The organism is Kribbella sp. NPDC048928 (genome assembly GCF_043197975.1).
Taxonomy (GTDB): Bacteria; Actinomycetota; Actinomycetes; order Propionibacteriales; family Kribbellaceae; genus Kribbella.
In genome coordinates, this window is sequence record NZ_JBICUC010000010.1 from 288,354 (window position 1) to 312,707 (window position 24,354).

Annotated in this window: 20 protein-coding genes; 8 read left to right on the forward strand and 12 right to left on the reverse strand. The window is 69.6% G+C overall.

Annotated elements, in window-relative coordinates; translation table 11 throughout:
* Positions 1-4: 4 nt before the first annotated feature.
* The 4 genes from ACGFI6_RS36340 to ACGFI6_RS36355 form a co-directional block, all read right to left on the reverse strand.
* Positions 5-763: an SDR family oxidoreductase gene (locus ACGFI6_RS36340; protein WP_393126872.1), complete on the reverse strand. Its 759-nt coding sequence runs from the start codon at positions 761-763 to the stop codon at positions 5-7.
* A gap of 44 nt (positions 764-807) precedes the next feature.
* Positions 808-1,452: a LysE family translocator gene (locus ACGFI6_RS36345; RefSeq protein ID WP_393126874.1), complete on the reverse strand. Its 645-nt coding sequence runs from the start codon at positions 1,450-1,452 to the stop codon at positions 808-810.
* A gap of 318 nt (positions 1,453-1,770) precedes the next feature.
* Positions 1,771-2,799, reverse strand: a complete 1,029-nt coding sequence (locus ACGFI6_RS36350; RefSeq protein WP_393126995.1) for a sensor histidine kinase — start codon at positions 2,797-2,799, stop codon at positions 1,771-1,773.
* A gap of 419 nt (positions 2,800-3,218) precedes the next feature.
* Complete coding sequence (locus tag ACGFI6_RS36355; RefSeq protein WP_393126876.1) at positions 3,219-3,896, reverse strand: response regulator transcription factor; 678 nt, start codon at positions 3,894-3,896, stop codon at positions 3,219-3,221.
* A 122-nt stretch (positions 3,897-4,018) separates the two neighbouring features.
* Between ACGFI6_RS36355 and yicI the strand changes: the two genes are divergently transcribed.
* Entirely contained in the window at positions 4,019-6,232 is a 2,214-nt protein-coding gene (gene yicI, locus ACGFI6_RS36360) for an alpha-xylosidase (RefSeq protein WP_393126878.1), read from the forward strand.
* A 2-nt stretch (positions 6,233-6,234) separates the two neighbouring features.
* Here the strand turns inward: yicI and ACGFI6_RS36365 are convergent, their stop codons facing one another.
* The 3 genes from ACGFI6_RS36365 to ACGFI6_RS36375 are packed head-to-tail and all read right to left on the reverse strand — an operon-like array spanning position 6,235 to position 8,779.
* The gene (locus ACGFI6_RS36365; protein WP_393126880.1) at positions 6,235-7,017 is read right to left on the reverse strand and encodes an ABC transporter permease; all 783 of its coding nucleotides are present in this window, start codon (positions 7,015-7,017) and stop codon (positions 6,235-6,237) included.
* Complete coding sequence (locus tag ACGFI6_RS36370) at positions 7,017-7,787, reverse strand: ABC-2 family transporter protein (protein WP_393126882.1); 771 nt, start codon at positions 7,785-7,787, stop codon at positions 7,017-7,019. The genes ACGFI6_RS36365 and ACGFI6_RS36370 overlap by 1 nt, the downstream gene beginning before the upstream one ends.
* Positions 7,784-8,779, reverse strand: a complete 996-nt coding sequence (locus ACGFI6_RS36375; protein ID WP_393126884.1) for an ATP-binding cassette domain-containing protein — start codon at positions 8,777-8,779, stop codon at positions 7,784-7,786. The genes ACGFI6_RS36370 and ACGFI6_RS36375 overlap by 4 nt, the downstream gene beginning before the upstream one ends.
* A 103-nt stretch (positions 8,780-8,882) precedes the next feature.
* Here ACGFI6_RS36375 and ACGFI6_RS36380 point away from each other — a divergent pair, with 103 nt between their 5' ends.
* Complete coding sequence (locus ACGFI6_RS36380; RefSeq protein ID WP_393126886.1) at positions 8,883-9,665, forward strand: MerR family transcriptional regulator; 783 nt, start codon at positions 8,883-8,885, stop codon at positions 9,663-9,665.
* Here the strand turns inward: ACGFI6_RS36380 and ACGFI6_RS36385 are convergent.
* Positions 9,605-12,397 (reverse strand): glycoside hydrolase family 3 C-terminal domain-containing protein, encoded by a 2,793-nt coding sequence (locus ACGFI6_RS36385; RefSeq protein ID WP_393126888.1) that lies wholly within the window; start codon positions 12,395-12,397, stop codon positions 9,605-9,607. The genes ACGFI6_RS36380 and ACGFI6_RS36385 overlap by 61 nt on opposite strands.
* Before the next feature lie 289 nt (positions 12,398-12,686).
* Positions 12,687-13,889, reverse strand: a complete 1,203-nt coding sequence (locus ACGFI6_RS36390) for an ROK family protein (protein WP_393126890.1) — start codon at positions 13,887-13,889, stop codon at positions 12,687-12,689.
* A gap of 123 nt (positions 13,890-14,012) precedes the next feature.
* Here ACGFI6_RS36390 and ACGFI6_RS36395 point away from each other — a divergent pair, with 123 nt between their 5' ends.
* Genes ACGFI6_RS36395 through ACGFI6_RS36410 form a run of 4 tightly spaced genes read left to right on the forward strand, consistent with a single transcriptional unit; the run spans position 14,013 to position 19,443 of the window.
* Positions 14,013-15,677 (forward strand): extracellular solute-binding protein, encoded by a 1,665-nt coding sequence (locus tag ACGFI6_RS36395; RefSeq protein WP_393126892.1) that lies wholly within the window; start codon positions 14,013-14,015, stop codon positions 15,675-15,677.
* Positions 15,661-16,632 carry an ABC transporter permease gene (locus ACGFI6_RS36400; RefSeq protein ID WP_393126893.1) on the forward strand — a complete coding sequence of 324 codons (972 nt, stop codon included), beginning with the start codon at positions 15,661-15,663 and terminating at the stop codon, positions 16,630-16,632. The genes ACGFI6_RS36395 and ACGFI6_RS36400 overlap by 17 nt, the downstream gene beginning before the upstream one ends.
* A complete protein-coding gene (locus ACGFI6_RS36405) occupies positions 16,629-17,534 on the forward strand; it encodes a carbohydrate ABC transporter permease (protein ID WP_393126894.1) in 906 nt (301 codons plus the stop codon). Before ACGFI6_RS36400 ends, ACGFI6_RS36405 begins: the two co-directional genes overlap by 4 nt.
* Positions 17,535-17,538: 4 nt before the next feature.
* Positions 17,539-19,443, forward strand: a complete 1,905-nt coding sequence (locus ACGFI6_RS36410; RefSeq protein WP_393126896.1) for a beta-galactosidase — start codon at positions 17,539-17,541, stop codon at positions 19,441-19,443.
* On the opposite strand, the gene ACGFI6_RS36415 is transcribed toward ACGFI6_RS36410, so the two are convergent.
* A complete protein-coding gene (locus tag ACGFI6_RS36415; protein WP_393126898.1) occupies positions 19,419-20,444 on the reverse strand; it encodes a LacI family DNA-binding transcriptional regulator in 1,026 nt (341 codons plus the stop codon). The genes ACGFI6_RS36410 and ACGFI6_RS36415 overlap by 25 nt on opposite strands.
* A gap of 1 nt (position 20,445) precedes the next feature.
* On the reverse strand, positions 20,446-21,375 hold the full coding sequence (locus ACGFI6_RS36420) for a DMT family transporter (RefSeq protein ID WP_393126900.1): 930 nt from the start codon (positions 21,373-21,375) through the stop codon (positions 20,446-20,448).
* A gap of 39 nt (positions 21,376-21,414) precedes the next feature.
* On the opposite strand from ACGFI6_RS36420, the gene ACGFI6_RS36425 reads away from it, so the two are divergent.
* Together ACGFI6_RS36425 and ACGFI6_RS36430 are read left to right on the forward strand one after the other, a co-directional pair.
* The gene (locus ACGFI6_RS36425) at positions 21,415-21,942 is read left to right on the forward strand and encodes a MarR family winged helix-turn-helix transcriptional regulator (protein ID WP_393126902.1); all 528 of its coding nucleotides are present in this window, start codon (positions 21,415-21,417) and stop codon (positions 21,940-21,942) included.
* 40 nt (positions 21,943-21,982) lie between these two features.
* Positions 21,983-23,425, forward strand: coding sequence for a glycosyltransferase family 87 protein (locus ACGFI6_RS36430; protein ID WP_393126904.1), 1,443 nt, complete (start codon positions 21,983-21,985; stop codon positions 23,423-23,425).
* On the opposite strand, the gene ACGFI6_RS36435 is transcribed toward ACGFI6_RS36430, so the two are convergent.
* Positions 23,422-24,351 (reverse strand): threonine/serine dehydratase, encoded by a 930-nt coding sequence (locus ACGFI6_RS36435; protein WP_393126906.1) that lies wholly within the window; start codon positions 24,349-24,351, stop codon positions 23,422-23,424. The genes ACGFI6_RS36430 and ACGFI6_RS36435 overlap by 4 nt on opposite strands.
* Between the last annotated feature and the right edge of the window lie 3 nt (positions 24,352-24,354).

Genomic DNA, 24,354 nt, shown 5'->3' on the forward strand with positions numbered 1-24,354 from the left:
CGGTCTACTGGGCTGAGCCGCCGTTGCTTTTCAGGAGTTGGGCGTTGATCCATTGGCCTCGCGGGGAGCAGAGGAACTCGACCAGGTCGGCGGTGTCGGCGGGGGTGCCTAGGCGGCCGAGTGGGGTGCCGGCCGCGCAGGCGGCGCGCAGGTCCTCAGTCATCCAGCCGGTGTCGATCGGGCCGGGGTTGATCACATTGGCGGTCAGGCCGAGGTCGGACAGTTCGTGCGCGGCCGCCAAGGTGATGCGATCCAGTGCGCCCTTGCTCGCGCCGTACGGGAGGTTGTGGACGGTGTGGTCACTCGTCAGCGCCACGATCCGGCCGCTGCCGTGCGGTACGGCGAACCGCTCTGCGTACTCGCGGATCAGCAGCCAGGTCGCCCGCGCGTTCACGGCGAAGTGCCGGTCGAAGCTCTCCACGGTGGTGTCGCGAATGCTGGAGTCGACGCTCTCGCAGTGACACATCACCAGCGCCGTCACCGGCCCCAGCCGGTCCGCGGCGGCGGCGAAGATCCGCTCCGGTGCGCCCGGGTCCGCGAGGTCTGCCTCGATCGGTACGGCGGTGGCGCCCAGTGCGGTGAGCTCAGCGGTGATCTCGGCCGTGGCGCCGTCCTGGACACCCCAACTCATCCGTCCGTCGTACGCCGTCCAGTACGTGAACGCTACGTCCCACCCCGCTTCGGCCAGCCGGCGCGCGACGCCCGCGCCGATCCCGACCGTACGGCCGACTCCGGTGACAAGGGCAACAGGTCGTTCGAGCATGCGCGCGATCCTCCTCGATCCCACCAGCGGCCGCAACCGACCCCTCAGCGGAGGTCGAGGGCGAGGCGGGCGGCGAGGCCGGCGAAGATCGCGGCTGTGACCCGTTCGAGCCGGCGGCGGACACGGCTGCCGGTGCGGAAGAAGCGCTCGGACAAGGTGCCGGCCAGGAGGGCGGCGCTCGCGTCGACGGGGAAGCCGACCGTGATGAACAGTGCGCCGAGGACCAGGAACTGCACCGTCACCGGCCAGCTGCCGGCGCCGGTGCTGATGAACTGCGGCACGAACGCCAGGTAGAACAGGATGACCTTCGGATTCGCCAGATTGGTGAGCGTGGCCATCACGTACGTCCGACGCAGCGTCCGCCGGGGGAGAGCCGGCGCTTCCTCGGCTGCCCCGACTTCCTGCCTGCTCGCGCGCCAGGTCAGGTACGCCAGGTAGAGCAGGAAGGCGGCGCCGGCGATGCGTACCCCGTCCAGCACCTGCGGCGCAGCCTGGATCAACGCACCCAGGCCGAGCGCGGCCGCGACGCTGTGTACCACCAAGCCGGTCGACATCCCGGCGGCGGCGACCACGCCCGTACGTCGGCCACCAGCGGCTGCGTTCGCGACGATGAACAGCATGTCCGGCCCCGGCACGACGCTGACCAGGAACACGGCGACCAGAAACCCGAGCACCACCGACACGTCCATGCCGTCCATCCTGGACCACCCGCGCCGCCCCGTCGGAGGATTTTCCGATCTGTGGTCACCACCTGAGCGGTCAACCTCTGAGGTGGTGGGTTGGCACCCGGTATGCCAAGAGGACAACCCACCAGCTGAGAGGTTGACCGCTGAGATGGTGGGTTTGCGGACTGGGCGCCCGCTGCCGAGGCCTGGGTTGCGCGGGGTGTGCCGGTTGCGCAGGTTGTGCGGGGTGGGTGGGTTGCGCGGGTGTGCGGGGTGGGTGGGTTGCGCGGGTTGCGCGGGTTGCGCGGGTGTGTGGGTGTGTGGGTTGTGCGGGGCGTGGGGTCAGGTGGGGAGGGTTACTGTGGCGGTGGTGCCGCCGGTGGGGGTTGGGGTGAGGGTGATGGTGCCGTGGTGGGCTCGGGTGATTTCGCGGGCTATGGAGAGGCCTAGGCCGGAGCCGCCGCTGGCGCGGGAGCGGCTGGTGTCGAGGCGGACGAAGCGTTCGAAGACGCGCTGCCGGTCGGCCTCGGGGATGCCGTCGCCGTCGTCGGAGACCGTGATGATCGCGGAACCGTCCTGCTCGGCCGTGGTCAGCCGGACCGTGGTGTGCGCGGCGCGGGCGGCGTTGTCGACCAGGTTGCGCAGCACCTGACTCAGCCGGGCCGGATCGCCGATCACCCGGACCGGGTGGACGTCGCTGTCGACGGTCAGCTCGGGCTTCGAGCTGCGCAGTCGTTTGACCTCAGCCTCGACGAGGTCGTCCAGGTCCACGTCGGTCTGCCGCATCCGGATCCCGGTGTCGTCGGCCTTCGCGAGCAGCAGCAGGTCCTCGACCAGTTGCCGCATCCGGTCGGTCTCGGTCCCCATCACCTGCCGCAGGTCGCGCCAGGCCCGCCCGGTGGTGTCCGCCTCGATCACCTCCAGCGCGGCGGTCAGGGTGGCCAGTGGTGAGCGCAGCTCGTGACTGGCATCCGCGACGAACGCGCGCTGGGTCGCCTGGCCGGTCTCGAGCCGGTCGAGCATCTCGTTCATCGTGACGGCCAGCCGCGCGAGCTCGTCCCTTGTCTCCGGGACCGGGACTCGTTCGGTCAGGTCCCGGGTGCCAATGCCCTGGACGCGGGTGCGGATCCGTTCGACCGGCCGGAGCGCCTGCCCGATCATCAGCCACCCGGCGATACCGACCACGATCAGCAGCACCGGCAGACCGATGATCAGGTACTTCGTCACGGTCGCGACCGTCTGCCGCTGGGTCTGCACCGACGACGCGACCACGACGGTGTACGTCTGTCCGCCGTACGACGCGCCCTGGGCGACGATCAGGAACGAGTGGTCGTCGTCGATCAACGGCATCTCGCCGACCTGGGCGCGCATCAGCGCACCGGCCGGCGGGCGGAGGTCGGTCAGCGGTGTGTTGTCGACCCGCGACGACGACGCCGCCACGATCTTGCCGGCCGGGTCGAGCACCTGGATGAGCTGGCTGGCGCGCGTGGTGTTGGCCAGGTCCGCGCCGAGTCCCTGCGTTCCTTTCGTACTGACCTGGCGTGCGACGTCGGCGACCCGGCCCTCGGCGGCGTCGGACACCTCGGTGATCAGCGCGCGCTGCAGGAGCAGCAGCAGGGCAGCGGAGCCGAGCAGGAGGGCGACGGCGACCACGATCACGGCGGCAGCGGTCGACCGGCTCCGCACACTGGCCTGCCGAAGGCCGCCGGCGGTCCGGTACCACCCGTCAACGCGACGTCGCACGACCGTGCTCACCCGGCCAGTTTCGCAGGTCCGGTCTCAGAGCGTTCTCAGCCGCCCTCGGGGTTCAGCCGGTAGCCCATCCCGCGGATGGTCTCGATCGCGTGCCGGGCGTACGGGGTGTCGATCTTCTTGCGCAGGTAGCGCACGTACACCTCGACCACGTTCGGGTCGCCGTCGAAGGCCGGGTCCCAGACGTTCGCGAGGATCTCGGTCTTGCTGACCGTGTCGCCGCGGTGCCGCATCAGGAACTCCAGCAGCCCGTACTCCCGCGGCGTCAGCGTGATCTCCCGCCCGTTGCGCTCCACCCGCCGGCGCGCCACGTCCAGCGACAGGTCGCCGGCCATCAGGACGACGGGACGCTCGGGGCCGCCGCGCCGGATCAGCGCCCGCAGCCGCGCGACCAGGACCAGGAAGCTGAACGGCTTCGTCAGGTAGTCGTCGGCGCCCAGATCGAACGCGTCGGTCTGGTCGTACTCGCCGTCCTTCGCGGTCAGCATCAGTACCGGCGTCCAGATCCCGCGCGCCCGGAGCAGCTCCAGTACGCGGTAGCCGTTCAGCTTCGGGAGCATGATGTCCAGCACGATCACGTCGTAGCTGTGCTCGGTCGCCGCCCAGACGGCGTTCTCGCCGTCGTGCACCAACTCGACCACGAAGCCGGAGTCGGTCAGCCCGCGGTGAACGGTGTCGGCCAGCCGCAGTTCGTCCTCGACCATCAGCACTCGCATCCAGACAGTGTCACCGCAACCCGCTGAGAGTCCGCTGAGAGGGCCCCGGATTGACGCGCCCGGCGCCGCCGCCTAGCGTCTTGTCGAAGCGCTTCGACAAGCATCAGGAGGCCGGTCAAACGATGAAGTTCACCGACGGGTACTGGCAGTTGCGCCCGGGACTGACCCGCCTGCGGCCGGCCGCGGTCGAGAGCGTCGAGGCCGGTGACCGGGAGCTGACCGTGTACGCGCCGGCCCGGCGGATCGAGCGCCGCGGCGACACGCTCAACCAGCCGCTGTTCACGGTCACGTTCAGCTCGCCGGCCCGCGGCGTGATCGGCGTCCGGATCTCGCACCACCACGGTGCCGCGCCCGCGCGTCCGGCGTACCGGCTGAACACCGGCGACCAACATCCGGTGAAGGTGGACGTCGGGCCCGCCGAGGCACGGCTGACGTCGGGTGAGCTCAGCGTGGTGATCGGGCTGGACGGGTCGTGGGACGTCCGCTTCGAGCAGGACGGCCGCCCGCTGACGAACTCGGGGGAGCGCAGCGTCGGTCTGATCACCGATGCCGACGGCAACCGGTACGTCCACGAGCAGCTCGCGCTCGGCGTCGGCGAGACGATCTACGGTCTCGGCGAACGCTTCGGTCCACTGGTCAAGAATGGTCAGATTGTCGACAGTTGGAATGCCGACGGTGGGACGTCGAGCGAGCAGGCGTACAAGAACGTGCCGTTCTTCCTGAGCAGCAGGGGCTACGGCGTACTTGTCGACAATCCTGCAATGGTCTCGTTCGAGATCGGTTCGGAGGTCACCTCCCGCAACCAGTTCAGCGTCGAGGGCGAGGAGCTGGCGTACTACGTGTTCGCCGGCCCGTCCCCGAAGGACGTCCTGCGGCGCTACACCGCGCTCACCGGCCGACCGGCGCGCGTGCCGGCATGGTCGATGGGGTTGTGGCTGTCGACCTCGTTCACCACCGACTACACCGAGCAGACGACCACCTCGTTCGTCGACGGGATGGCGGCGCGCGACCTGCCGTTGAGCGTCTTCCACTTCGACTGCTTCTGGATGCGGCAGTTCAACTGGTGCGACTTCGTGTGGGACCCGGTCGCGTTCCCGGACCCGGCCGGGATGGTCCGGCGGCTGAAGGAGCGCGGTCTGCGGATCAGCCTGTGGATCAACCCGTACATCGCCCAGCGCTCGGTGCTCTTCGAAGAGGGCCGCCGGCTCGGGTACCTGCTCAAGCGGCCCGACGGATCGGTCTGGCAGTGGGACCTGTGGCAGGCCGGGATGGCGATCGTCGACTTCAGCAACCCGGACGCGACCGCGTGGTTCCGTTCGAAGTTGCAGGCGCTGATCGACATCGGTGTCGACTGCTTCAAGACCGACTTCGGCGAACGCATCCCGACCGACGTCGCCTGGTTCGACGGTTCGGACCCGGCGCGGATGCACAACTACTACGCACAGCTCTACAACGCGGCGGTGTTCGGTCTGCTCGAGGAGAATCGCGGTGAGGGCGAGGCCGTACTGTTCGCGCGCTCCGCCACGGCCGGCGGCCAGCAGTTCCCGGTGCACTGGGGCGGCGACTGCGAGTCGACGTTCGAGGCGATGGCGGAATCGTTGCGTGGCGGGCTGTCGCTGGCGGCCTCTGGCTTCGGCTATTGGAGCCACGACATCGGCGGGTTCGAGGGCACGCCCGATCCGGCGATCTTCAAGCGCTGGGTGGCGTTCGGGCTGCTGTCGTCGCACTCCCGCCTGCACGGCTCCTCGTCGTACCGGGTGCCGTGGGCGTTCGACGACGAAGCGGTCGACGTTCTGCGCACGTTCACCAAGCTGAAGCTGTCGCTGATGCCGTACCTGGTGACCGCCGCCGAGGAGGCGCACCGCGACGGCGTGCCGATGATGCGCCCGATGATCCTCGAATTCCCGGACGACCCGGCGACCGCCCACCTGGACCGGCAGTACCTCCTCGGCCCGGACCTCCTGGTGGCTCCGGTGATGAGCGCCGACGGCGAGGTGTCGTTCTACCTTCCCGCAGGCCGTTGGACCTCCTTCCTGACCGGCGAGGTGTTCGAAGGCTCGCGCTGGCTGACCCAGACCCACGGTTTCGACAGCGTTCCGCTGCTGGTTCGCGAAGGAGCGGTCATCCCGGTCGGAGCCGTGGACGACCGGCCCGAGTACGACTGGTCGGAGGGCGTCGAGCTCCGGTGGTTCCAGCCCTCAGAGGACCGGACCGTCACTCTCCCAGGCCCGGACGGCGAGGTCGCTGCCGTCATCGAACTCACGTACCGCAACGGCGAGGTGCGCTCCCGCGTGATCGAAGGCTCCTGCGAGAACTACACGGTCACGATCTGCTGAGACTACGAGGTGGCACCGGTATAGCGCCGCACTCCCAACCGCCACAGGAGCAGCGTTGCGGTCGTGAAGCCTGCCGCGAGCAGGACGGCCGCGATCAGGATGCCGGCGTCAGGTCCCCGCGTGAGCGTCAGAGCAGGCCACGTCGTCAAAGCCGCGACGGGGAACACGAACGTCAGCAGGCGCCGGAGCCGCGGTCCGTAGATGTCGACGGGATAGCGGCCCGCCTCCCAGCCGGCGCCGTGCAGTACGCCGAGGCTGAGCCGCGGGGCCCAGAACGCCAGTGCAGCCAGGCCGACCGACGTGGCCCAGCCGATCAGTAGCCCGACCAGGGTGAGGAACGCCCATCCAACCACCGCGGCCGGCGACGGTACCGTTCCCAGCTCGTGAAGCCCGAAGGCAACAACACCGACGCCGAGCAGGCTTTGTACCAAGGCGAGTGGCGCGTGCCGCGTACAGGTCGCGAGGACGACACTGCTCGCCGGCCGGAGCAGATACGCATCGAGCCGGCCGTCGCGGAGCTGGTCGGCGAAGCCTGACAGGCTCGGATCCAGAAACGTCGCCCGCAGACCGGTGATGAACGCGTACGTACCGGTGAGCGTCAGCATCTGCCCGACGGTCCATCCCGCGAGCAACCCGGTACGGGAGAAGACGATGCCGATGGCCGCGACCGACGCGGTCAGCTCGAGCAGTGCGAGCAACGCGTCGAAGAACAGGTTGGTTCGGTACGCCAGCGCGCGGCGGAGCGACAACGAGAACGCCGTACCGAACAATCGTGCAGATCGCATCAGGCCCCCACTGTGCTGTAGCGGCGTACGCCGAGCCGCCAGGCACCGACGGCGCAGCTGCCCAGGATCACTGTCCACGCGACAGAGACCGCATACCCGGCTGAGGCCGCGGCGGGCGTCAAAGCACCGGTGGCCAGCTCGGCGGGAAAGCCGAGCATCGACCGGAACGGCAGTACCTGCGCGATCGTTCGCCACGGGTCGGGGAGCAGCGCGTTCGGCGCCGCGGAACCGCCGAGCAGGAAGACCAGTACGGTGCCGAAGGCAACTACCGCGTGGACCTGCTCGGTCCAGAAGGCCGCCATCGCCAGCGTCCAGACGAACAGGAAGTGCAGTACGGCGGCGAGCATCAGCGCCGGTACGGCGGACAGAATCGCCGACGGCGCAAAACGTACGCCGGCGGTGAACCCGACCGCGGCGAGCAGCGGGAGCCCGAGCAGGAACATCCAGAAGCGGATCGCCAGGTTCTCACCGAGCGGACCGATGACGGCCGGCTGTGGCCGCAGGAGCACCGCGGCGACCGAGCCGTTGTAGATCGCCTGCGCGAATGTGTGGTTCTCGAACGAGGCCGTCAGCAGCGCCACACAGATGACGGCGAGGTAGTAGCTGCCGATGTCGGGCCCTGCTCCGGGGACGTGCCGCCACAGGAACAGACCCAGCAGCGGCGCGACCGCCTGGCCCAGGACCAGCGTGACGAGGAACCACCACGCTCCCGACCAGCCGATGACCTGCCGCCAGATCTCCAGCCGCACCAGGCGGAGGATGCGGCTCACGAGGCCAGGTCCTTCGGGCCCCGGAGGCTTCGGTACGCCTGGTCCATCACGCTTTCGAGCGACGGCTCCTCGACCGACAGGTCCGCGACCGCGAACCGGGCCAGCAGTTCGGCGGTCGTCGCCGGTACCGCATCGCGCCCGACCCGGAGCAGGTACTGATGCCCGTCGCCCTGCAGCACCTCGCCGTACGGTGTCAGGTCCGGATCGTTGTCGGCCACCGTCACCCGGATCAGCTTGGCCGGCGCGAAGAGCGAGCCGAGTTCATCGCGTCGACCGTCGAAGGCGAGCGCGCCGTCGTCCACCAGGATCAGCCGTGGACACAGGGATTCGACGTCGGCCATGGCGTGGCTGGTGAGCAGTACGGTCGCGCCGGTCCGGGCGGAGTACTCGGCGATGAAGGTCCGGATGGTCCTCGCGGCGGAGACGTCGAGCCCGATCGTGGGCTCGTCGAGGAACAGCACCTTCGGCCGGTACACGAGCGCGAGCGCCAGGCCGGCCCGCATCCGCTCGCCGAGACTCAGCGCGCGGACCTGTCGCTGCAGGATGTCGTCGAGCTCGAGGAGCTCGCTCAGCTCGGCCAGGTTGCGCTTGAAGTCGACGTCATCGACGTCGTAGAGCACTTGCTGGTAGTGGAACGAGTCCATGACGGTCAGCTCCGGTGCATCGCCGATCGGCTGGCTGCCGCGGATCAGCGCGATCTCGCGCAGGTAGTGGTTGTGCCGTCGCCACGGGATCTCGCCGAGGACCCGGACGGCGCCGCCGGTCGGGTGCAGGATGCCGGCCAGGATCTTCAGCGTGGTCGTCTTGCCGGCGCCGTTGCGGCCGAGGAAGCCGACGACCTGTCCGGCCGGGATGCCGAAGCTGAGGTCACGGACCGCGCGGACGTCGCGGTGCTGCCGCCGGACCACTGCCCGGGTTGCGGCGAGCAGTCCGCCGTCGCGCACCGGGACGCGGTAGGTCATCGACAGATGGTCCACTTCGACGGCATTCATGATTAAAGTTTATCGTTGAAGTACGGCTGGAGTGTTGGCCGCGGAACAGGTGAGGAGCGACGTGGCAAAACCCTCAAGCAGTGCGTCAAGGAGTGTGCGCGGCGTGACGCTGGCCCGGGAGGCCGGGATCTCGGTCCAGCAGGTACGGAACTACGAGCAGGCCGGGTTGTTGCCGCTGGCAACCCGTTCGGCGGCCGGCTACCGCCAGTTCGACGAGTCGCATCGGCAGGCGCTGGCGGCGGCGCGGGTGCTCGTCCGGGCGTACGGGTGGGACGCCGCCGCGACCATCCTGGCGGCCGTGCACCGCGACGACCTGCGGACAGCGGTGGCGAGCATCGACCATGCGCACGCTGCGCTGGACCGGGAACGCGAACGCATCCAGCAGGCCCTGCACGCCTTCGAGGTCGTCGTCACGCATCCCCTCGACGCCGATCCGCGGATGGCGGCCGCGCTCGAGCAGATCGCCCGGCAAGACGCCGCGCTGCGGATCGGCCAGCTCGCGAACCTGCTGGGCGTCCGTACGTCGGCGCTGCGGTTCTGGGAACGCTCCGGACTCGTGCGACCGGTCCGCGAACGAACGACCGGTTACCGGCGGTACGACGTGGCAGCCGCCCGCGACGCCCACCTCGTGCGCCTCTTGCGCGAGGGGAACTTCTCGATGACGATCATCCGCGCCGCACTCGACGAGATGCACTCCTCGAGCGACGGCCGCCCGGAACGGGTCGGCGCCGAGCTCAGCCGGCGCGACGCCGAACTGCACACCCGCAGCCTGTCCCGGCTGCGAGCCGACGCCACCCTGGTCGCCTACCTGGATTGGCGGGAGAGTCAGCCCCGATCAGTCGTCAGCCCCTCGAGCACGACCCCACCCGCGGAGAAGACGACGTAGAGCGTCTCTGGCGTCCCATCCGGCTGCAGGTCGCCGGTGATCGGGACTAGCTGGTCAGTGGGCGGTACGTGCAGGGTGGCGAGGAGTTTGCCGTGCAGGGGATCCTCTGCGCGGAGCTCGATCGTTGCGGCCGCGATTCCGTGGTTGGCTGCCTGTGCCGTACAGGTGTCCGCGGACAGTACGGTGTCGTCGAAGGCCAGCCAGGCTTGGAGTTCCAGCGCTATCACTGCGTCACCGCTCGTCAGCGTGACTGCGCAGTACTCGTCGAAGCTGGTCGCGGCGAGGCGGCCGGACGTTCGGGGCGGGATCTGTTCACCACGTACCTCGAGTACGGCGGTCAGGTGTGGGTCCGTACTGGACCGGCCGACCATGATCGTATGGCGGGCCGCCTCGACGCAGCGGCGGTCCCGGGTCACGTCCCAGAAGCTGAGGTCGGCCGCGGCGATGGTCAGCTCGACCTCCTCGGTCTCGCCAGGCTCAAGCGTGACCCGGCGGAAGCCGCGCAGCTGCCGCAGCGGTTGCTTGACCCGCGATCGCTGCTGGCGCGTGTAGAGCTGGGCCACCTCGGTGCCCGGACGATCGCCGGTGTTGGTGACGCTGAACGCGACCCGGACCTCTCCGTCCACCGGGATCGACGGTGCGCTCAGCCGCAGATCGCCGTACCTGAACGTCGTGTAGCTGAGGCCGTGGCCGAACGGATACAGCGGTGTGCCGCGGTAGTAGAGGTACGTCGCGTCCGTGGAGATGATGTCGTAGTCGAGCAGGTCGGGCAGGTCCGCGGCGGAGTCGTACCAGGTCTGGGTCAGGCGTCCGGCTGGATCCTGGTCGCCGAAGAGTACGTCGGCGAGCGCGCGACCGTACTCCTGGCCGCCGTGCGCCGACCACAAGATCGCCGGCAGCCGCTCCTGGGCCCAGCCGATCGCAAACGGGTAGCTACTGCTCAGCACCAGGACCGTGCGCGCGTTCGCCGCGTGCACCTGCCGGATCAGCCGGTCCTGGGCCGCAGGCAGATCGAGGCTGTCCCGGTCCTCGGTCTCGCGCCCGTTCACCAGTGGATGGTTGCCAGCGACAACGATCGCTACGTCGGCGCGCGCTGCGAGTGCGACCGCTTGGGCCGCGCCGTCGACGACGACCTCGAGCTCGAAGGCGGTTGCCTGATCGGCGAGACCGACCGCGCCCGAAGCGTCGACCCGGAGGTAGCGGTCACTGTGCAGGTGCTGGATCAGCACCGTACCGGCGAGGCGCACGAACCTGAACGTCTGCTTGACCTCCCAGCCGTTCGGGCCGGGCTGGTCCGCGACGAGTTCGCCGGCGTCACTCACGCTCAGGTGCTGCCCGTTCCCGACCGAGCGCAGCGCGACCGCATTGCCACCCCAGTCGAACAGGTCGAACCTGCCCGCCTCCCGGTCGGCTCGCAGCACAGCGTCCGGACCGACGGCGAGGTACGACGAGGAACCCGCGATCCGCAGGGTGATCCGGTCGACGCCCTCGCAGTACTCGACGCGCTCCTGGCCGAGTCGCTCGACGATGCCGTCCAGCGCGGTGATCTGGTACGGGAGTGTGCCGGCGTACCAGTCCTCCCGGAGAGCGCCGGCGAGTGGCCCGACGACGGCGATCCGTTCGATCGTCGCCGGTGCGAGCGGCAGCACCTCGTCCTCGTACTTCAGCAGCACGATCGCCTGGCGGGCCGCATCCTGGGCCAGCTCGCGATGCGCCGGGCAGTTGACCAGCTCGGGCTCGAGATCACGCGACGGGTCGAGCTCAGATGGGAGGAACTCGCCGAGCCGGATGCGGATCGCGAGCACCCGCCGGACGGCGGTGTCGATGTCGGACGCCGCGATCAGGCCGCGCTCGAGCGCCTCGTGGAGCCGGTCGACGGTCGGCGTGGAGTCGGCGCCGTCCTGGGTGAAGCTGTCCACGCCGGCCTTCAGCGCGGCGGCGTACGCGGTCGGGCCGTCGGGCAGGAACTGCTGTAGCCCGAAGAGATTGCCGGGCGCGTACGCGTCGCTGACCACCAGCAGTTCGTCGGTGGTCCAGGTGCGGAGTACGTCGTTGATCAGCGGACTAAGGTGGGCGGGCAGCCCGTTCACCAGGTTGTACGACGGCATCACCCCGACCGCCGCGCCGGATTCGATCGGGGCGCGGAACGCGGGCAGCTCGTACTCGTGGAGCACCCGCGGCGGCAGGTTGCTCGACGTCGTGCAGCGGTCGGTCTCGTTGTTGTAGGCAAGGAAGTGCTTGAGGGTCGGAGCGGTCTTCAGGTACGCCGGGTCGTCGCCGGCCAGACCGTGTCCGTACGCGGTGGCGATGAGACCGGTCAGCCAGGGATCCTCCGCGTACCCCTCCTCGTTGCGGCCCCAGCGCGGGTCGCGGAGCGGGTTGACCACCGGGGCCCAGACGTTCAGGCCGACACCGGCCGGGTCCTTCTGATGGAAGACCCGGACCTCGTCGCCGACCGCGGCCCCGACGGCCTTGACCAGGTCGGGACTCCAACTGGTGGCAAGACCGATCGCCTGGGGGAAAACCGTCGCCGGACCGAGCCAGGCGACGCCGTGCAGCGCCTCGGTGCCGGTGCGGAACGCGTCCAGGCCGAGCCGGGGGACCGGCGGCTGGTACTGGTGCAGCAATGCGACCTTCTCGTCCATGGTGAGGCGGGCGAGCAGGTCGTCGACCCGCTCGCCGGTCGGCCGGGCCGGGTCGCGGTACGGGGGTAACAGGGCTGGAGTGCTCATCGGCGATCGACTCCACGGGCTGGTGTCGAAGCGCTTCGACTGATAGTCGAACTACAAATGATCGAAGCGCTTCGACAGTCGGGCGTGAACAGAGAGTGGCATCCCGCGCGCCAACGGTCAAGACCTCGACCGCCGCCTCCGGCATGCGCTTACCAACAGCTGGCGCGTACCGACGGACGGGTTGTGGTGGGGAAGGTGGTGCCGAATGCCTCGCGGCTGCGCGGAGGTGCACGTGAGGGTGCGGCCGGGGGCTGACCACGACCCGTTCTTCGGTACGCCTCGGGTGAGGTCAGCGGGCCGGGAGTTGGCCCTGGGTGAGTGGGGTGAAGGCCTGGGCGGTGGCGCCCAGGGGAGTGGCGGTGTCGGGGAGGGTGGATGCGGCGACGGTGCAGCCCCCGGCGTCGGGCGCGACGGTCGCTTCGCGGAGGGCCTTGTCGATCGCCGGGGTGAGGTGGTCGGCGAGCAGGGCGTAGGCGCCGCCGAGCAGGACGACCTCGGGGTTGAGCAGGTTGACCAGAGCGGCGACGCCGTTCCCGAGGTGGGTGCCGGCCTCGGCGAGAGTCTGCGTCGCCGCAGTGTCCTGGGCGTCGGCGTGCCGGATCAGCTCCTCGAGCTGGACCTGTGGGTCGCTGTCGGCCGGGCCGCCCGTCCGCGCCTGGTACGACGCCAGGATCGCCGGCAGACCGGCCAGCGCCTCGAGGCAGCCGCGCCGGCCGCAACCACAGCGGGGACCGTCCGGGACCAGGCGCAGATGGCCGATCTCCCCGACGTACCCGAGATGGCCGGCGAGTGGCTTGCCGTCGGCGATGATGCCCGCGCCGACGCCGGTGTCGCCGGTGAGCCGGATCAGGTTCGCCGTGCCGGCCAGCGGGCCGTAGAGATGCTCGGCCAGTGCACCCAGGGTTGCGTCGTTGTCGACTGTCACCGGGATGTCCGGTCGGCCGAGGGCCGCCACGAGCTCCGCGCGCATCGGCACATCTCGCCACCCCAGGGCGGCGGCCAGGATCACGGCTCCGTCGCGGTTCACCAGGCCGGGCACCCCGGCGGTGATCCCGAGGACCTGCCGGCCGGACGCCTGCACGGCGGCGATCGCCCGGCGGGTCAGGGCGGCGACGGCGGCGATCGTCCTGGCCGGCCCGGCGTCGATGCCCGGTCCGGCGCGGTGCCAGCGCAGTACCTGGTCGCCTGCCGTGTCGCAGCTGAGGACCGTGAGTCCGCGGGCGCTCACCTCGAGCCCGATCGTCGCGTACGCCGAGCCCTCGAGCACGAGCAGGGTCGCCGGCCGGCCGACATGGTTCTGCGTCTGCTGGGTCTCGCGGACCAGCCGGCGGTCGAGCAGGTCGCCGACGATGCTGGTCACCGTGGCCTTGTTGAGGCCGGTCCCGGTCGCGATCGCGGCCCGCGAGCAGGGGGCCTCGCGGCGCAGGTGGCCCAGCACCGCGGCCAGGTTGGTCGCGCGGATGTGGGTGTGGTCCGCGGTCTGTGTGGTCAAGGTCCGTCCCGTCGCGAGCTGTGCCGCCGAACCGCGGCCTGGGTCAGTTCTACACCTTGCCGCGCTGTCGGCTCTGCGTTAATTTGTTTGGCTACCAGCCCAACTAAGTCTAGGGGATGCGACGTGACCGGACCAGCGATCGGCGGCCCTCGCCGCCGGACCTTCCTCTCCCTGCTCGGCGCCGGCGCGGTGGCGGCCGGCGGTGTCACGCTCACCGGCTGCTCCGGCGGCGGCTCGGGATCAGGGACCAGCGGCCGGGCCGAGACCGAGGACAAACTGTCCGGCCTGCTGCCCAAGTACGTCCCGTACGAGTCGGTGAAGCCGGACCTGCCCGGCGAGAACGGCGCCTCGCCCGGCTTCTCGCACTATCCGGACGAGCTGAAGCGCGCCGTCGCGGACAAGATGGTGCCGAGCGGCAAGGAAGTGTCGGCGATGACGCCGCTGTGGAGCCCGCTGCCGCCCGGCCTCGGGAAGAACTCCTACTTCGACGCGAACAACGAGCGGATCGGGGCGCCGATCCGGTTCAACATCCTGAACGGCAACGACTACGGCGACAAGCTCGGCCCGATCCTTGCCGCCGGCAACGTACCGGAGCTGCTCTGCATCCCGGGCTGGAACATCTCCGGCCTGACCCGGTTCGGCCAGGCCGCGGACAAGCTGTTCGAGGACCTGACGCCGTACTTGGCCGGCGACAAGGTCTCGGCGTACCCGATGCTGGCCAACCTGCCGACCCGCGCCTGGGCGTACGGCGTCTGGAACTCGCAGCTCAAGGCGGTGCCGTTCCCGTCCGAGGGCTTCCCGTGGGCGCTGTTCTACCGCAAGGACCTCTTCGACGAGCTCGGTGCACAACCGCCGAAGAGCGCGGACGACCTGCTGGCGCTGGGCAAGCAGCTCACCGATGCCAAGGCCGGCCGGTGGGCGTACGGCGGCGTGTCCGACGAGGTGATCCGGGCCTTCGGGGCACCGGGAAGCTGGCGCAAGGACTCCAGCGGCAAGCTGGTGAACAAGATCGAGACGCCGGAGTTCGAGGCCGGAGTGGCCTTCGTCCGGAAGCTCTTCCAGTCGGGGTACGTGCACCCGGAGGTCGTCGCCAACGCCGGTGCGGACGAGAACGCGCTGTTCGAGGGCGGCAAGGTGCTGATCCGGCAGAACGGGCTCGGCGGCTGGCACGAGTCGCTGCAGCGGCAACTGCCGATCAACCCGAAGTACAACCCGCAGGCGGTGACTCCGTTCGCGCACGACGGCGGGACGCCGATCGTCTGGAGCGGTGAACCGGCCGGCATCTTCACCTTCGTGAAGAAGGGCGTCGGGCAGGATCGCGTCAAGGAACTGCTCGGGGTGCTCAACTACACCGCCGCGCCGTTCGGGACCGAGGAGTACCAGCTCTACACCTATGGGGTCGAGGGGAAGCACTACGTGAAGCAGGCGTCCGGCGCTCCGAAGCTGACCGCGCTCGGCCAGAAGGAGGTCTCGCAGACGTACGTCTTCCTGGGCGGCCGTCCGACCGCCATCACCGAGAGCGAGTACCCCGGGTACGTCCAGGCGATGAGTGCCTGGCAGAACGCGGCGGCGAAGCTCCGGGAGAAGAACCTGTTCGACGGGATCCGGGTCGAGCAGCCCGCGAAGATGGCCGCGCTCGCCCAGCCGTTCGACGACGCCCTGCAGGACATCTTCCGCGGCCGCCGGCCGGTCAGCGAGCTCAAGAGCGCGGTGCAGCAGTGGCAGGACAACGGCGGCAACGAGGGCCGCGACTTCTACGCCAAGGTTCTCAGTGACAACGGTCGGTAGGGTGCGCGTCCGCGGAACGGGAGTGCGGGCGGCCCGGACCGGCGGGATGAGTCTGCGGCATCGGTTCCGGCGGGACTGGCCGTTGCTCGTGATGGTGCTGCCGGTGACGGTGCTGCTCGGGGTGTTCCACTACTTTCCCACGCTGGGCAACGTGATCGCGTTCCAGGACTATTCGCCGTACGCCGGAATCCGCGGCAGCGACTTCATCGGGTTCTCGAACTTCGGGCGGATGTTCTCCGAGCCTGCGTTCTGGCGGGCGGTCGCGAACACGCTGTCGATCACCGCCGTCCAGCTGGTGTTCTTCTTCCCGGTCCCGATCGCACTGGCCCTGCTGCTGAACAGCGTGCTGTCGGCGAAGATCCGCAACCTCGTGCAGGGTGTTGTCTACCTGCCGCACTTCTTCTCCTGGGTGCTGGTCGTGTCGCTGTTCCAGCAGATGATCGGCGGCGCCGGCCTGCTCTCCCAGACCCTGCGGGACCACGGTCACCAGGCCGTCGACCTGATGACCAAGCCGGACACGTTCATCCTGCTCGTCACCGCGCAGGCGGTCTGGAAGGACGCCGGCTGGGGGATGATCGTGTTCCTCGCCGCGCTGTCGACGATCAACCCGGCGCTGTACGAGGCGGCCGCGGCCGACGGTGCGAACCGTTGGCGCCGGCTCTGGCACATCACCTTGCCTGGTCTGCGTCCGGTGATCGTGCTGCTGCTGATCCTGCGCCTCGGCGACGCGCTGACCGTCGGGTTCGAGCAGTTCATCCTGCAACGCAGCGCTGTCGGAGGCGGCGCCGCGGAGGTCCTCGACACCTACGTCTACTACCAGGGCCTGCTGGTCGGCGACTTCGGGTACGGCGCCGCGGCCGGACTCTTCAAAGGCGTGGTCGGCCTGGTCCTCGTCCTGGCCGCCAACCGATTCGCGCACCTGGTGGGCGAGCAGGGGGTGTATTCACGGTCATGAGCGAACGAGCTGTCTGGGAAGAAGAACCGACCGTCGTCGACCGGCTCGGGAAGCCGGTGGTGCTGACGCTGATCTCGCTCGCCGTGGCGTTCCCGTTGTACGTCGTGGTGGTCACCAGCCTGTCCACGACCGCGGCGGTGACCAAGGCCGGCGGACTTGTCGTCGTACCTCGCGATCTGACCATCGCGGCGTACGTGCAACTGCTCTCCGGTGGTGTGGTCACGCGCGCGTTGCTGATCAGCGTCCTGATCACCGCGGTCGGGACCGCCTTCAGCCTGGGGATCACCGTGTTCGCGGCGTACGGGCTGTCGCGGCCGGGATCGCTGTTCCACCGGCCGCTGCTGTTCGTGGTGCTGCTGACGTTCCTGTTCGGGCCGGGCATCATCCCGAGCTATCTGGTCGTCAACTCCCTCGGGCTGATCGACCACTACGCGTCGCTGATCCTGCCGGCCGCGATCTCGGCGTTCAACCTGATCGTGATGCGGGCGTTCTTCATGGGCATCCCGGGCGAGTTGATCGACAGTGCCCGGATCGACGGCGCGGGCGAACTCGCGATCCTGCGCCGGATCGTGCTGCCGCTGTCGAAGGCCGTGGTCGCGGTCGTCGGGCTGTTCTACGCGGTCGGCTACTGGAACGCGTTCTTCAACGCGCTGCTCTACATCAACGACAACAGCAAATGGCCGCTGCAGATGGTGCTGCGGACCTACATCGTGCAGCAGCAGCCGCTGCCAACCGGCGCCGGCGGGGTCGCTACCGGCGTCGGGCTCGGGCTCTCCCCGGCGCCCGGCCTGGCGATCAAGATGGCGATCGTGGTGATCGCGATCGTCCCCGTGCTGCTGGTCTACCCGTTCATCCAGCGGCACTTCGCGAAGGGCGTCATCATCGGCGCCGTGAAAGGCTGAGCCCGTGACCCTTTGGTACGGCGGCGACTACAACCCTGAGCAGTGGGACCCGGCGGTCTGGAAGGAGGACGTCGACCTGATGCGCCGGGCCGGCGTGAACCTGGTGACGGTCGGGGTGTTCTCCTGGTCGTCGCTCGAGCCGGCGCCCGGGCGGTACGAGTTCGGCTGGCTGGACCAGGTGCTCGACCTGCTGCACGACGGTGGCGTACGCGTCGACCTGGCGACTCCGACCGCGTCACCACCGCCGTGGTTCACCCGATTGCATCCGGAGGCGATGCCGGTTACAGCGGATGGCGTACGGCTGACACACGGCAGCCGGGACACGTACTGTGCCTGCGCGCCGGCGTACCGCGATGCCGCTCGGGGGATCGCACGGGTGCTGGGCGAGCGGTACCACGACCACCCGGCGCTGGCGATGTGGCACGTGCACAACGAGTACGGGACCACGTGCTACTGCTCACTGGCGGCGGCGCGTTTTCGCGAGTGGCTCCAGCAGCAGTACGGCGACCTGGACCGGCTCAACGACGCGTGGACGACCGCCTTCTGGAGCCAGAGGTACGCCGATTGGACGGATATCGAGCCGCCGCGGAAGACGCAGTACTTGGTGAATCCGACCCAGTTCCTGGACTATCGGCGCTTCTGGTCCGACGAACTGCTGGCGGCGTACCTCGAGCAGAAGGCCGAGCTACGGACGTTCTCGGAGCTGCCGATCACGACCAACTTCGTCTTCGGCGGTTGGGTGCCGGTGAACCACGCCCAGTGGGCCGGCGCCGTCGACCTTGTTGCGATCGACAACTATCCGGACCGGGTCGACGCCGGTGCGGAGGAGCAGACCGCGTTCGCCGCGGATCTGGCCAGGTCGTGGGCGGGCGGCAAGCCCTGGCTGCTGATGGAGCAGGCGGCCGGGACGCTCAACGAGGGACGCCGGCTGCAGGCGAAGGAGCCGGGCCGGATGGCGCGGCACAGCCTGTCGCACATCGCGCGGGGTTCTCAGGGCGCGTTGTTCTTCCAGTGGCGGGCGTCGCGCGGCGGGGCCGAGATGTTCCACTCGGCGATGGTCCCGCACGCCGGGGCGGACAGCCGGATCTTCCGCGAGGTCGCCGAGCTCGGGGCCGTGCTGCCGCAGCTGGCTGAAGTTGCCGAGAGCAACGTCGAGGCGGACGTGGCGATCCTGTGGGACGTCGAGTGCTGGTGGGCGATGCAGGGGACCCATCTGCCGTCGTCCGCGCTCGACTATCTCGCTGCGGTGCGGTCGGCTCACCGGCATTTCTGGCGGGCGGGGGTGACGGCCGACGTCGTCGCGCCCACTGCGGATCTCTCGTCGTACAAGACAGTTGTCGTCCCCAACCTGTATCTGGTGAGCGACGAGTCCGCGGCATCGCTGACCGCCTATGTCGAGGCCGGCGGACGGTTGGTGGTCGGGTATTTCAGCGGGATCGTGGATCCCGAGCTCCGGGTGCGGCTCGGCGGGTATCCGGGTGCGTATGCGGAGTTGCTCGGCGTCCGGGTGGAGGAGTTCCATCCGCTGCCGATCGACCGCGAGATCGCGTTGTCCTCCGGTGGACGCGGGCGGGTGTGGAGCGAGGACGTACGGGCCGTGTCGGCCGAAGTGGTCGATCGGTACGCCGGTGGCGGGCTGGACGGCAAGCCCGCGATCACGCGGCACGAGGTGGGCGCGGGCGTTGCCTGGTACGTGTCGACCGAGCTTGACGACGAGACCGCCCTGCGATTGCTCGACCTGTCACCGTCGCCCGTCGAAACGGTGCGGAGGCGGTCCGGCGACACCACGTGGACGTTCCTGATCAACCACGGCGACACGGACGTGGACGTACCGGCCGAGGGGAGCGAGCTGGTCGTCGGGCAGGTGCCGTTGGCGCCCGGTGGTTATGCGGTGCTGAAGTCGCGCTGAGGGGCCTGGCAGCTGCTCTCCCGGGCCGTGAGCGCAGGCGGCAGCAGGGTCAACGCCGGCACCTCGCCGCCCTCGAGTTTCGTGATCAGCGACTGGACCGCCTGGTCGCCGATCTGCTCGGCCGGGATCGAGACCGACGAGAGCTGCGGAACCTGCCGCTCGGCGACATCGTCCGCGCAGATCGCGACCAGGGACATGTCCTCGGGGACCCGGCGGCCGAGGCGGCGCAGGACGTCCAGGAGCGGTCCGATGATCGGCTCGTTCTGCACCACGAGGCCGGTGATGTCCGGGTGGTCGTCGAGCAGTTGCCGTACGGTCTGCAGGATCGCGTCGAACGTGTGCTCACAGGGCGTCTCGACTCCGAGCACGCCACGACGCTCGGCGGCCTCAGTGAAACCACTCAGCGTGCGTTGCGCGAAGCCTGTCTGCCGCTCGTAGACCGCGGACGGTGTACCCAGCAGGGCCAGCGAGCGGTGCCCGAGGTCGGCCAGGTGGTCCACGCAGTGCGCGCCCGCGGCGACGAAGTCCAGGTCGATACAGGTGAGTCCGTCGGCCTGGTCGGGGTAGCCGATCAGGACCGAGGGCATCGGCAGCTCCCGCAAGACCGGGACGCGTTCGTCGTCGAGCTCGATGTCCATCACCACGAGCGCGTCCACGAGCGAGCTCTGCGCGACCCGTTCGAGCCCTTCCGGTCCTTCGTCGGCGGTCAGCAGCAGTACATCGTGGTCGTACCGGCGGGCGGTGGTGACCACTGCGGCGGCGAACTGCATCATCACCGGGACGTGCATCCCGGTGCGCAGCGGGATCACCAGGGCGAGGACGTTGGACCGCTGGCTGGCCAGCGCGCGCGCACTCGCGTTCGGCCGGTAGCCCAGTGCCTGGACGCTGCGCTGCACGCGCTCACGGGTGTCGATCGAGATCGTGCGTTTCCCGCTCAGGACGTACGAGACCGTGCTGGCCGCGACCCCGGCGTGCCGCGCGACATCCGCGATCGTGACCACGTCATCCCCTTTCCTGTGCCTGCCCCAGTTCTACCCCAGTCGAAGCGCTTCGACACTCATTTGCGCTCCTGCGGGTCGGCCGGTTCGGCTTGACCTGGCTGAGCGCGATGCCGAGCAGGACCAGGGCGAGCCCGCCGACCTGGCGCAGGGTCAGGACGTCTCCGGAGACGAGCAGCCCGAGGAGTACGCCGGTGATCGGGTTCAGCAGCCCGATCAGGCCCACGGTCGCGGCGGGGAGTCTGCGCAGGCCGGCGAACCAGGCCGTGAACGCGAGCGCGGTCGCGACGAGTCCGACGTACGCGAAACCCGCGACAGCCGGCCCGTCGAGGCGTGGTGGAGCGCCCTCGACCGCGATCGCGAACGGGATGAGGACGACGCCGCCCGCGATCAGCTGCCAGGAGGTCGTGGCGATCGGGCCGTCGGACGCGCGGCCCCATTTCTTGGTCAGGACGTACCCGCAGGACGACATCGTGAGCGCGGCGGCGGATGCTGCGACGCCCCGGAGGTCGACGGACGTGGAGCCGGCCCCGAGCAGCAGGACGACGCCGCCGACGCCCGCGGTCGCTCCGGTCAGGACCAGAACGGTCGGGCGCTCCGCGAGCAGGCCCCACGCGAACAGCGCCATCGTGAACGGCGCCGCGGACATGATCGTCGACGCGAGGCTGACCGGGAGCAGTTGCGAGGCGAGGTAGATGAGCGCGAAGAACGCGCCCATGTTGCAGATGCCGAGCAGGATCGAGCGCCACCACCAGACGCCGCGGGGGAGCCGGCGCGCCAGTACGAGCAGCAGCAGGCCCGCGGGCAGCGCGCGGAACACCGCACCGTACAAGGGATGTCCGGCCGGGAGGTACTCGTGGGTGACGAAGTAGTTGGTGCCCCACGCGACCGGCGCGATCGCGGTGACCAGGGTCCAGCGGAAAGTATCTTCCATGGAAAATATTGTAGCTTCCCGGGAAGATAGAGTGGAACGGTGGACCACGTAGCGAGAATCCAGGCGGAGTGGCGGGCCGAGCGGCCGGACCTCGACACCACCCCGCAGGGTGTGATCGGCCGCCTGCACCGGATCGCCAACCAGCTGACCGGCGAGTTGACGCTGCTCTACGCGCAGTACGGGCTGAGCGAGGGGGAGTTCGACGTCCTCGCGGCCCTGCGCCGGGCGGGAGCGCCGTACGAGCGTGCGCCGGGGGAGATCGCGCTGCACACGATGGTGACCACCGGAGCGGTCACCAAGCGGGTCGACCGGCTCGAGGCGGCCGGACTGGTCCGGAGGCGGCGCAGTGACGACGACGGGCGCGGCCGGGTGGTGCGGCTGACCCCGGCCGGACGGCGGCTGATCGACAAGGCGTTCACCGCCCACATGGCCAACGAACAGCGCCTGCTCGGCGTCCTGACTCCGGGGGAGTCCGCCCAGCTCGAGAAGCTGCTCACGGCTTGGCTCGACCGCCTCGACCCGGCGCGCGCCGCCGACGTCCCGGACGCCGATGCCCCGGGTGGGTAACCTCGGCGACCCGGGCTGTTGCCGGAGGAGTCGATAGGAGATGATGCCGACCGTGACCGGACCACAACGCGAGCCCGCGCTGACGCCGTCGGAGGCCGATCCGGCCCTTGCCGGCCTGACCGCGGGGCTCGACGGGCCGACGGGCCGGTTCGCACGGCTGAGCTCGTCGTGGTGGACACCGCTGCGGATCGCGCTGGCCGTCTGCACGCTCACCTTCGGTCTCGGCGTCCTGCAGAAGGCGCCGTGCATGGAGGCCGGCTGGGACCGGCAGAGCTGGCGGCCGTTCAAGGCGCTGTGCTACTCCGACATCGGGTTCCTCTACCAGGAGCGCGGGTTCGCGGAGGGCAACCGGCCGTTCCTCGACACCGGCAACTACCCCGTGCTCGAGTACCCGGTGCTCACCGGCGGCTTCATGGAGGTCGCCGCGCAGATCACCTGGCTGATGACCGGCGACCCGAAGAAGGACCTCACCGTCGAGCAGAAGCGCGACACGGCCGGCGTGTTCTTCCTGGTCAACACCGTGATGCTGTTCCTCTGTGCGCTGCTGATCGTCGGTCTCACGGTCGCGACCGCGCGCGGGGTCGCTTCCCGGCCGGGCGCGGCGCGTGGGCAGCCACTGGACGCCCTGTACGTCGCCGCGGCCCCGGCGCTGGCATTGACGTCGACGATCAACTGGGACCTGTTCGCGGTCGCCTTGACGGCGGGGGCGATGTTCGCGTGGTCGCGCGGGAAACCGGTGTGGTTCGGGATCCTGCTCGGGCTCGGGACGGCGGCGAAGTTCTACCCGTTCCTGCTGCTCGGGCCGTTGCTGATCGTGTGCATCCGCGGGCGCAAGCTGTGGCCGTGGTTCCAGGCGGCGATCGCGTCGGCGGTCGCGTGGGGCCTGGTGAACGCGCCGATCTACCTGCTGGCGAAGAACGAGTGGCTCTCGTTCTGGCAGTTCAACGACCAGCGGGAGAGCGACTACGGCTCGATCTGGTACGTCCTGAAGCTCGCCAAGCACGAGGTCACCGACGTCAACCAGCTGAACATCGTGATCTTCGCCGGCCTGTGCCTGTCGATCGCGATTCTCGGGCTGATGGCACCACGGCCGCCGCGTTTCGCGCAGCTCGCGTTCCTGGTGGTGGCGGCGTTCCTGCTGATCAACAAGGTCTATTCACCGCAGTACGTACTGTGGCTGCTTCCCCTGGTCGCGCTGGCGCGGCCGCGGCTGCGGGACTGGTTGATCTGGCAGGCCTGCGAGTGCTTCTACTGGATGCTCGTGTGGATGCATCTGGCGCAGTTCCTGCAACCGGGCGATCCGAACGTGCCGGACCGGATCTACTGGCTCTCGGTGATCCTCCGGATGGCCGGGACGCTGTGGCTGATGCTGGTGGTCGCCCGCGACATCCTCCTCCCGGAGAACGATCCGGTACGCCGCCGCGACGAGGTCGACGACCCGTCCGACGGCGTCCGTTCCCACGCCCCACTCGCGACTGTTTAGAGCAGTAGTTTCGACACGTCGAGGTTGCCGCCGCTCACTACCGCGGCGGTGACTCCGGCTGCCTGCACGCTGCCCTCGAGCATCGCGGCGAACGGCGCCGCGGCTGCGGGTTCGAGGGCGAGCTTGGTACGGGACATCACCAGGCGGGTCGCCTCCAGCAGGGCGGCTTCACTGACGCGGACGACCTCGTCGACGTACTGCTGGATGAGGGGGAGATTGCGGGTGCCGCAGACGGGGGCGGCAAGACCGTCCGCGATCGAGCGGGCGGACGGGAGTTTCTGCGGGCTGCCGGCCGCGAGGCTGCGGCTGACCACATCGGCCTGCTCCGGCTCGATCCCGATCACGCGGATCTCCGGCTTGAGCAGCTTCACCGCGGTGGCGACGCCCGAGATCAGTCCGCCGCCGCCCACCGGGACCAGTACCGTGTCGAGGTCCGGCCGGTCAGCGAGCAGCTCCAGGCCGAGGCTGCCGTGGCCGGTGATCACGTCCTCGTCGTCGAACGGGTGGACGCCGGTCAGCTGCCGCCCGTCGCGGATCTGCTCGTACTGCGCCATCAGGTCGCCCTCGACGAGCTCCACGGTCGCGCCGTAGCCGCGGGCCGCGTCGACCTTCGCCGGTACGGCCGTCTTCGCCATCACCACGGTCGCCGGGACGCCGGCGTTCCGTGCGGCCCACGCGAGTGCACCGGCCGCGTTCCCGGCCGAGACGGTGATGACGCCGCGGGTGCGTTCCTCCGGGCTCAGCCGGAGCAGCTTGGTCAGGAGGCCGCGGACCTTGAAGCTGCCGGTCTTCTGGAACAGCTCGGCCTTGAGCACCAGCTCCGCGCCGAACCGCTCGTCCAGCGCGGACGACGTCAGCACCGGTGTGCGATGGATCCGTCCCTCGAGCTCCTGGGCGGCCTTGCGGATGTCCTCAAGTGTCGGCATGAC